The organism is Acidithiobacillus sp. TH-A35 (assembly GCF_057473505.1).
The window spans coordinates 1-4,308 of the sequence record NZ_JBYCKR010000095.1 but is presented as its reverse complement, the minus strand read 5'-3'; the positions used below and the strand labels follow the sequence as shown (position 1 = coordinate 4,308).

The window sequence follows — 4,308 nt, the reverse complement described above, 5'->3', positions numbered from 1 at the left end:
CATACCTTTGATGAGATAAGCCGCCAGTGCGGCCACCACGCGCAAGGAACGCCCTTCCAGCCGCACGGCTCAGCGATTGCTCAGGGTGGCGAAACTGATCCGGGTCAGGCCAGCTTCCTGCGCCGCGTCTAATACATCGATGACGTACTGCTGCGTCGTATTTTTATCCGCGCGCAGGACAATCACCCGTTCGGGATCTTTGACCGCCAGCGCTTTGAGTTGTCTGGCCAGGTCGGCCATAGACAAAGCCTGCTTATTCATACGCACCTGACCGCTCGCGCTAAGATCGATGGTGATGGGCGATTTCGGCTCACCGGCGGCGGCCTGCTGGGCTTTGGGCAATTGCATGGAGAGATGGGACTGGTGCACAAAGCTGCTGGTGACCATGAAGAATAACAGCAGCACCAGCACGATATCGACCATCGAGATCACATTGATCTCCGGCTCTTCACTCACCCGCGGGCGCAGATTCATTTTTCAGTCCCGCGGGATATGAGATTCACCAGTTTCAGGGCCTCTTTTTCCAGGGACAACACCAGCGTATCGACCTGCCCTTTGAAATAGCGATAGAACATCAGGCTGGGAATGGCAACGATAAGGCCGCTGGCGGTGGTGATCAGCGCTTCGGCAATACCGCCTGCCAGCGCCTTGGGATCACCCGCGCCCACCATGCCGATAGCCGCAAAAGCGTGCATAATACCGAATACGGTTCCGAGCAGACCCAACAAGGGCGCCACCCCGGCGATACTACCGAGAAAGTTGAGGTAGCGGTCGAGATGAGCCACCTCATGACGACCGGTCTCTTCCACTGACTCTTTGATCACGTCCCGCGGCTGTCCCGCATCCTGCAGAGCCGCCAACATCATCCGGGCCAAGGGGGTGTCGTTTTCATAGAGTAGTTTGACCGCCTGCTGTACCTTGCCCACCTCTACCAACTCCGCTATCCGGGCCGCGAGATCACGTGGCGCAACACGTCCCCGCCGCAAGACCCAGAGACGATTACCCGCGATGGCCAAAGCCACAATTGCCGCCAATATGAGAATCGGCAGAACAAATCCGCCCATTTTAAATAACCCCAGCAACTCTTGCACATCGCCTCCAGAACCCGTTCGATTGTGACGAAGCCGGAATATAGCATATCACCCAGGAAACGGCAGCGGCCGGCCCGGTGCAGGCGTCTGCATTCAGGCGCCGGGTTGCCAGTAGGCGGGCGATGGCGACAGGGCGTGATGTAAGCGCCCGGCCTGCCAGGTCCATGTGCCCGGCTTGCCGTCGCCCAGATAAAAGATTCGCGCCTGTGCTGCGGCTGCCGCCAGCGCCGCTCTTTCCGTGTTGCCCAGGCTGGCAGGGGCAAAGATGGCCTGCACCCGATGCAACGCGGCGCCCTGCTCCGCGACAAGGCGATTGACCGTCGCCGCATCGGCGTCACCCAGAATAAGCACATCGGGTCCGGCGCCCCAGGTCACTATGCAGGGCTGAACCGGTGCATTCAGGGTTAGGAAATGCATCGCTGCCGGTGCCACGCCGCCCGCCCGACAGAAGGCCGGTGCCGACGGTCCTCCGGGATAATCACGGGCTCCGGCAGGCCACCACTGCCGGGCAGCAGCAGGCAGCGGCTGGGGTGCAGAAATGTCGCTGCGTAACCATGCATCCACCCGCGTCACGCCCTGCTGGCGCAGCGCCGCCGTAAGCGCGAGGCCGCCGCTGCCGCGACTGGCCGCCTTCCAGAGATTTGCCGAGAAAATGCCGCTCTGCGATCCCTTCTGCCAGAACAGCAGCATGCCCGATCCCGCATCCAGGGCACGCAATTCCAGATCAGCGCTACCCCCGGCGGGGATCAGGAGCGGCACCATACCCAGCAAAGCCAGCCGCCGCCCCGGCCAGCCCGCCGGCAGGAAAAAGATGCCGAGTCCCAGCACCGCCGCCAGCAAGGCCCAGGTGCGACCAGTACCCGTGCTGATCCGGGCAAAAGGAATGTGCAGCAAAACACGGAGGAGCGCCGTCACCGCGTCCATTTCCAGCGCCACCAGATGAAAAAACAGGCGACTGAGGAGTTCCAGATCCAGCAGCGCGAACAGGGCGCCCAGCAAGGCCAGCGGCACTGCCAGCAATTCCACCAGCGGGATCACCAACACATTCGCAGCAGGGGAGATCAGGGATACCTGTCCGAAGAGTCCCGCCAGCAGGGGCATCAAGGCGATGGAGACTGCCCATTGACTGCGCAACAGCGCACGCCAGCCGGCCTCGCCGTAGCCAATAGCCACCAGCGCCGCCACCGCACCCAGAGACAACCAAAAACCCACATCCACCAGCGCGCCGGGGTTTTTCAGCGCAATCAGCAAGGCGGCCAGGGACAGCCCCTGCCAGGCGTTGTTTGGGCGTCCCAGCAGATGGGCGAGTGCCGCTGCCGTGATCATCCAGGCGGCGCGTTCGCCGGGAATCTGCATACCGGCAAAACTGGCATAGGCCCAGGCCGCCGGGATACTGCAGAGGACCCCCGCCGTCTGCGCCGGCCAGCGGGCGACCAGCCAGGGGATACGCCGCCACAGCCACTGGCTGAGCCACAGGGCCAGTCCGGCGACCACAGCCACGTGGGAGCCGGAGATCACCAGCAAGTGGGCGGTGCCCGTATCCCGGTAGACCTGCCAGATCTCTGGCGGGAGCTGGTTACCGACACCAATACTCAGCGCCTGCACGAAGCCCGCCGCTTCGCGGTCCAGGGCCATATTGCTGGCATGGAGCACCGCCTCGCGGGCCGCCGCGATATGGTCCTGGAGATTCCCGCGGGAAACCGGTAACAGCCGGGCATCCTGCAGCCGCGCCACCCCGCCCTCCCCGGCCCAAAAACGCTGCCGCGCGAGGTCAGCAAAGGGGCTGCCGGGCAGGCTGGCAAGAGATTCACTGTGCAACTGCAACTGCCAGCGTTGTCCGACTACGGGGACTTCCGGAAGATTACCGTGAACGAGAATGATGTCAGGACGGGCGCCCGCAGGGGCCTCTGCCGACCAGTGCTCGGGCGTCACCAGAAAGCGATATTCCCGGCCCCCCAATTGGGGCATGGAGGCAATACGGCCCCGGACACTGAAGTCCTGGCCCACCGGCCACTGTATGGCGAGGCGCAGATCGGCCTGCCAGATGCCCCAGGCAAAGGCCCCCGCCGCGACAGTCAGCAGCAGCGCGGGGCGCCATTTCCAAACCAGGAGCAGTCCGGGAAGCGCTACGGAAAGCGGAATCCACAAAGCAGGCAGTTGCCGGAAGCTGTGAAAAAACCCCAGCCCCAGTCCGGCGGCGATAACCCAAAGCGGCAGCGACGGCCAGGATTTGGCCCAGGGCAGCGGCTTGGCTACACTAGCCCCCTTACGACCCAGGAAATATTGCATTGCGCCTACCTGCATTCTGTCGCCTTCCCACCCGCGAGGACGTCCTCAGCAAACGTCCCTTGGGACGTTTTACCCATTATCTGGCCCGACCGGTACTGTGGCATCCCCATCGTCACAACGTAGCGCGCGCCGCAGCCATCGGCACCTTTATCGGCAGCCTGCCTTTTTTTGGCCATGTGCTGAGCATCTTACTCATCAGTCTCTGGCGTCGCGCCTATATTCCCGTCGGCGTCGTTATGCCCTTTGTAGTGACCGGCCCCCTCACCATCGTGCCCTTTTTCTTCGCATCCTATGAACTGGGGTTCTGGCTGCTCAACCAGTTGGGACTGGCCCCGGCCATCACCGTTCATTATGCGGATATCCACGCGATGGTCCATGGCCAGATCAGCATAATGGCCATGGGAGACCGCCTTTGGCATGCCTACCTCCTCACCTGGCTGGGCAGCCTCATCCTCGGCGGAGCGCTCGCCCTGATACTGTACTTTGGCGTACTCGGCGGCTGGCGGCTCTGGATACTGTGGCGGCTGCGACGCCGTCGCCTGCACCGCAGCCGGTTTTAGTGCATAGCGTCCAGGGGCTGCAGGACACCATCCTGCAGCCGGAGCACGCGCTCCATGTGTGCCGCCAGCGCTGGCTCATGGGTGACGATAACCAGTGCGGTACCCAGTTCCTGATTAAGATCGAGCATCAGTTGATGGACGCTCTCCGCCGACTCACTGTCGAGATTGCCGGTGGGCTCATCGGCGAGGAGCAGCGCCGGACGCGTGACCAGAGCGCGCGCCAGGGCGACCCGCTGCCGTTCGCCACCGGAGAGCATGCCCGGTTTGTGGTCCAAACGTTCACCCAGCCCAACGCGGGTCAGGATTTCCTTACCCCAAGGCTCTACGGAATGGCGCGACACCCGACGTATCAGCAGGGGCAGCAGAAC

5 protein-coding genes are annotated in these 4,308 nt (G+C 63.0%); 1 reads left to right on the top strand and 4 read right to left on the bottom strand.

All coding sequences use genetic code 11. From position 1 onward, the window contains the following. Positions 1–69: 69 nt before the first annotated feature. The 3 genes from AC2VNK_RS03545 to AC2VNK_RS03535 form a co-directional block, all read right to left on the bottom strand. Entirely contained in the window at positions 70–474 is a 405-nt protein-coding gene (locus AC2VNK_RS03545; protein ID WP_291524044.1) for an ExbD/TolR family protein, read from the bottom strand. Beyond that, the gene (locus AC2VNK_RS03540) at positions 471–1,064 is read right to left on the bottom strand and encodes a MotA/TolQ/ExbB proton channel family protein (protein WP_486882818.1); all 594 of its coding nucleotides are present in this window, start codon (positions 1,062–1,064) and stop codon (positions 471–473) included. The genes AC2VNK_RS03545 and AC2VNK_RS03540 overlap by 4 nt, the downstream gene beginning before the upstream one ends. A 120-nt stretch (positions 1,065–1,184) precedes the next feature. Next, positions 1,185–3,380, bottom strand: a complete 2,196-nt coding sequence (locus tag AC2VNK_RS03535; protein ID WP_486882816.1) for a ComEC/Rec2 family competence protein — start codon at positions 3,378–3,380, stop codon at positions 1,185–1,187. Here AC2VNK_RS03535 and AC2VNK_RS03530 point away from each other — a divergent pair. Next, positions 3,380–3,940 (top strand): DUF2062 domain-containing protein, encoded by a 561-nt coding sequence (locus AC2VNK_RS03530; RefSeq protein ID WP_291523152.1) that lies wholly within the window; start codon positions 3,380–3,382, stop codon positions 3,938–3,940. The genes AC2VNK_RS03535 and AC2VNK_RS03530 overlap by 1 nt on opposite strands. Here the strand turns inward: AC2VNK_RS03530 and AC2VNK_RS03525 are convergent. Beyond that, positions 3,937–4,308, bottom strand: a 372-nt coding sequence (locus AC2VNK_RS03525; RefSeq protein WP_486882815.1) for an ABC transporter ATP-binding protein, incomplete at its 5' end; no start/stop codon positions are given. The genes AC2VNK_RS03530 and AC2VNK_RS03525 overlap by 4 nt on opposite strands.